Origin of the sequence: Chryseobacterium barbadense, assembly GCF_042849955.1 — a bacterium.
Lineage (GTDB): Bacteria > Bacteroidota > Bacteroidia > Flavobacteriales > Weeksellaceae > Chryseobacterium.
Map to the genome: position 1 here is coordinate 1 of NZ_BAAFHL010000099.1, position 5,007 is coordinate 5,007.

At 35.2% G+C, this 5,007-nt stretch carries 3 protein-coding genes; 1 reads left to right on the plus strand and 2 read right to left on the minus strand.

Annotated elements, in window-relative coordinates; all coding sequences use genetic code 11:
* Positions 1-157 precede the first annotated feature (157 nt).
* Positions 158-1,675: a TROVE domain-containing protein gene (locus ACGHIN_RS16395; RefSeq protein WP_390455999.1), complete on the minus strand. Its 1,518-nt coding sequence runs from the start codon at positions 1,673-1,675 to the stop codon at positions 158-160.
* Between the two features lie 259 nt (positions 1,676-1,934).
* On the opposite strand from ACGHIN_RS16395, the gene ACGHIN_RS16400 reads away from it, so the two are divergent.
* Positions 1,935-2,387 carry a VOC family protein gene (locus ACGHIN_RS16400; protein WP_390456002.1) on the plus strand — a complete coding sequence of 151 codons (453 nt, stop codon included), beginning with the start codon at positions 1,935-1,937 and terminating at the stop codon, positions 2,385-2,387.
* On the opposite strand, the gene ACGHIN_RS16405 is transcribed toward ACGHIN_RS16400, so the two are convergent.
* A complete protein-coding gene (locus ACGHIN_RS16405) occupies positions 2,377-4,641 on the minus strand; it encodes a hypothetical protein (RefSeq protein ID WP_390456005.1) in 2,265 nt (754 codons plus the stop codon). The two genes, ACGHIN_RS16400 and ACGHIN_RS16405, sit on opposite strands and share 11 nt — an antisense overlap.
* Between the last annotated feature and the right edge of the window lie 366 nt (positions 4,642-5,007).

A 5,007-nucleotide genomic window follows, 5' to 3' on the forward strand; every position in this document is an offset into this window, starting at 1 on the left:
AGGTCGGGGGGGCGCCCCCCCGCCGACGCGGAGGGGGGCCGCGGCGGGGGCGCCCCCCCCCCCCCCCCCCCCCCCCCCCAAAAACCAAGAAAATGCACAGAGAACTGAGTTAAGCTTAAAAATTGGTTATTAGTTTTATTTTTAAAAGCAGTGCCTTTTACAGCACTACTTTTTTAATTATTGCTACTGCAGATTTTCTGTCTTCCAAAGCATTCAGTACATCGAAAATTTTGTCGGACCAACCTGCAATAAGGTATACATCGTTTTGTTTGATATCTAAGGGCTGTTTACCGTAACCTGCCAAGTCAAAAATATACAATTTTGCATCAGGTGCAATAGCTTTATAACGATTCCATGAATCTTCAAAAGAGTTGCGGGTTCCGTTGCTGTTCCATAATTGGGTATCGGTAAAGATCATTATTTTATCAGTTTTTTCTCTTTTTCTGATCAGATCTTCAATGACCAGATAACCGTTGGTAGAATAACCTACTTCACCTGCACGCTTATAGAATTCATTGACGTTTCTCAAAATACCATTTTTAGGCATCGGAACTCTTTTCCATGTATCACCGAAGATACCTGTAATCACATTTTTACACTTTGATTGCAAGATCATCGACATCAACAGACCAATATCGTAGAGTAAAACTTTACTTTTCGCAGAAACCGGCTGTTGCATGGAACCTGAAACGTCTGCAGCAATCACCACCGAAGTATCAAAACTGAAACCTCTGATGTTCTGAGCACTCACTATTACCGCATTTTCCAAAGCTTCCAAAATTGATGACAGATATGTAGAATTAATTGTTTTCAATTCTCTATAGGCTGCCAAAAATCTGAATGGCAATTGCTTTGAGCTTTTTACCGCTTTTTCATCGGATAAATATCTGCATACTTTTTCCATAGCATCTGCAGAGACTTCTGCTTCCAGGATATTTCTAAGGTTACGTAAAGTAGCCATATAACCAAGCTTATTGCTGAAAATCAGTTCTTCCCATTTGTTTTTGAAAGCTGATTTTCTTTCCGCTTCATCAGCAAATTTGGTCTGACCTAAAACAGAAAGTTCAACTTCCCATGTATAAGGAGTTTCCAATGTATCGTTGACGATCTTATTGAAAATAGCTTGCTGATCTTCATCTTTTGCTTTAGGGTGCACCAGAAATAAGGCATCTTTCAGAGTAACTTCAGCTTTTCTGTTATATTTCGCAAACTGGTATTCATCAAACTTATTGAATGATTTTACCAGACCTTTCTGAATCTGCTTGGAAAGTTTATTCAGTTTTTTGGTTTCCGTCCTTTCGTTGGCCAGTTGATAGTAAGCTAGCAGTTCCGTAATTTCATCGGCTCTTTTCACAACCCCATCAACAGTTCTGCTTACAAGGTCTGTACCTGAAGTTTGCTTTGCCAGTTCAGTGGCCAAAACCAAAGGAATGGAACGCAGATACATATCGTTTCTTGCATATACAGCTAATTTGGCTACAAATTCAGGATCATTTTTCTTGATCAAAGACTGAATTCTTTGCAGTCTGTCATTTCCTTTTTCATAGGTTGTGTTTGATAATCCTGTTGTAACAACAGCACTATACAATTCTTCAGCCGGCGTCATGGTAAACGCTTTGGCAGCTTCGTAGTTCTTCACTACATTTTTTTCTTTTCTTAAAAAATTAAATTTCATGAGTTACTGTTTTTATTGTTAAACAAATGGAAGATCGTCACTTCCCTCTTATTTCTGATGCAAAGTAAAAACAGAATTACGCAGTGTTTTTGCGTAGATAGGTTTTTTAATTAAAAGTTGGTCATTTTTTTATAAATATCTACTAGAAGGCTATGAGCAGAGATAAAAAGTTTCTATTATTCATTTTCAATAAAGAAATCGATGCTTCTGCATTTTTTGTGAATCAGTTTTCTAGCTTTGTTTTATTAAAAGTAAGGTCATGATCAAAGGATTATATGAAACTCATATTCAGGTAAGTGATTTAGAAAAATCCATACAATTTTATACTGAAAAATTAGGTCTGCAACTTGCTCACCGGGATGAAAAACGCCCGATTGTATTTTTATGGATCGGAAAAGAGAAAGAAGCTATGCTTGGGTTATGGGAACAAAAAGAAAATCTGCAGCCCAGACATTTTGCATTTACGGCAGACAAGGAGGATCTCTTAAATTACTCCGTGGAATTCTTGAAAAACCGGGATCTGAAACCTTATAATTTTCTGAAAGATGGCATCGAGAAACCGATGGTTTTTGCCTGGATGCCTGCTTTGGCTATTTATTTTAATGACCCGGACGGAAATCAGCTGGAATTTATTTCCATTTTGGAAGGTGAAGGAAAACCGGAACTGGGTGTATTGTCTTATGAGGAATGGATCAGGAGAACTATGCTTTAGAGAGTAATTCTATAATGAGTTCAGAATACATAACGGTATCACTGATCCATTTATCTTCATAAAAAAAACAATACTGGTCGGTCCTATCGGATTCGTCGATCAGCCTGAAGCTTAGTTTCTGATTATATTTATCATTATTGGCAATTTCACAGAATATTTTACCGGAAAGCAGATCTATCGTAAGGTAGGCTTCAATTCCCCCTGAAGTAGAATAACGGGTTTCTATTGTCGAAACATTTTTTCTGATATTATAGAAATAGGTTGCCCCATATTCTGTTGACAAAGACCGGGAATAAGCTTCAATATCATTTTCATTTTCCAGAAAATAATAAAAAGTATAAGATCCCAACCAGGCTACTTTAACCTTTGACTGACTCAACAATAATTGTGCTTCATGTTCTCTTTCATCTTCTGTACTAAACCTTATGGTATCATATTCAAAATCTATAAAGGGAAATGCAGGTTTGGGCGGTATTAATTTTTTAAGATTCCTGTAATATTCATTATTCACAGGATTAATATTAAAGAAATATTCTTTCTCATATCTTTCTCTGGAATATTGTCTGTAGCCAATACTGTTATCAATATAGCTTACAGCTTCTCCCCTATCATTAAAATTCACAATGATCAACTTATTTTCAAGCAAGGGAGAAATGTGTGAATAATGAATCTTTATTCCGGAAATAAGCTGTTGGGAAATTCCATTGTAGGTAACCTTACTTACGACTCTCTGATAGTTGTCATAGACAACGGTACCTGTATATTTAATCTGGTTCCAAAACTCATCATCCCGGATGATAAAATCATATAAAATATAATTATTCTCATCCCTTTTATTATAATAAATAATATTCCTGCCTGTATGAAAAGATTCTAAATCGGGAATAGCTTTAACCTCATCATGATAACTTTCTTCATATCTTTGATGCGCTTTTTCTTTAAACTCTTTTCTGGAATCCGCTTTAAATATGATTCTTTTCTTCAACTGATGATTTTCAAAAATCTCTTCGCTATATTCATACAATTCTCCCGCTTCGTTTTTATCAATCACTTCTCCTAAATGATTTTTATATACCACATGATAAGCCGTAATAGGATGATTCGGTTCGGGAATTTCAGGCGATGCTGCTCTAAAATATTTTCCATAACTGTGATCAAAAAAGCCTTTAATTTTTAATTCTGAAATTTCAATTTCTTCTCCGTGCCATCCATCATCTATGGAAACCTGTTCTGAAATCATTTTTCCGGTCTCATCATAAAAAAAGGTTTCATAGGGAGAATATTCTCCGTTGTAGTAAGCCTTTTTCGAGACGTGTATGGTTTTATTTTCAAGATTATGAGTTTGACGGAAAATTTCTTTATTTAAAATATCATACACTATTGTTTCCTTTTCCTTTACAATGTTCTTTTCATAAAACTCTGTACGCCATTTTGTAAAACCGTTTTTATTTTCCTCCAGATAGTACAGACTTGTATTTATTTCAACATTTTCCGGTGGCAGACTAAAAGATTTTCCATCATAAATAAAATATTTTTTGGAGGAAATCTCTAACCCTGTAAAATATTCTATTCTCTGAAGAATTCCTTTTTTATAAATTTTCTTTACAAAATCCCGTTTAAAAAAAGCTTGCTGAAGTGTTATTTCTTTATCGTCATTGAATTCACTAAAATACTTACAAGATTCCGTTTCGAACATTTCTCCGGACGTTACAAAAGGAAAAAAACTCAGATAATACGGAATCTGAACTTCAAGATCATGAAGTTTTGAAAATTCCAGCAATCGATTCCTTATTTCCGTTCTTTTAAGGACTGGTGTTCCGTGTGAAAAATAATCCAGTTTAAGCTTTTCACCCTGATCTGCATAAATAGTTTTCGAATGATAGTATTCTTCTTTATTTATATAGCATACAGAGACAATACGTCCCGATGAATCTTCTACCTTAATTATCTCTTTTTCTTTCTGAAGCCTCACATAATGTTTTTCATGAAAGACCTTTTCATGACCGGACATCTTACCTCTTATAATGGTAACTCCGTTTACATATATATTCTTAAATAAAATTTCTTCATCCGTGAGATAATGGTCATAAAGATAGACTTTGATATCTATAATCCTGTCTCTATGAAAAAGTTCAGTCTTTTGAAGAATATCATCATGATAAAAATGTTTGAGATAAACTCTGTGATGGCTAATGGAATTCTCATCTAAAATGGTTTCTCTATCTCTTGTGGTATATAAAATTTGCTCTTTCATGTCGTATAAAATTAGTAAAAAATCTATGGTTAAAAGTATAGATCCTATTATTGTAGTCCTGATGGGATTCGAACCCATATTCCCTATTGGCATTGCGGCTGTAAATACGCTTCCCTACTTTCCCTTACAATTTCGGTGCTTCTGTAAACTCTACCCATTAGTCCGCGCAGGTCTAACCGGAATATCCGCAAACTCTACGGTAAGAAAATTTTGCCGCAGGCTTTTCCTTTTAAGCTACAGGACTTTATGACATAAAATGAATTTGCGTAAAAAAACTCCCATAAAGGGAGCTTTCATCGTAAAAATTTAATTCCTGGGAGCAAAAGGCGGTTCCCATTTCTTGTTCTTCATCAGTTCCTTTACTTC

What these genes read in the sequence shown, in the direction of transcription:
- ACGHIN_RS16405 (WP_390456005.1), bottom strand. Translation starts at nt 4,641, where the DNA reads ATGAAAGAGCAAATTTTATATACCACAAGAGATAGAGAAACCATTTTA.
- ACGHIN_RS16400 (WP_390456002.1), top strand. Translation starts at nt 1,935, where the DNA reads ATGATCAAAGGATTATATGAAACTCATATTCAGGTAAGTGATTTAGAA.
- ACGHIN_RS16395 (WP_390455999.1), bottom strand. Translation starts at nt 1,675, where the DNA reads ATGAAATTTAATTTTTTAAGAAAAGAAAAAAATGTAGTGAAGAACTAC.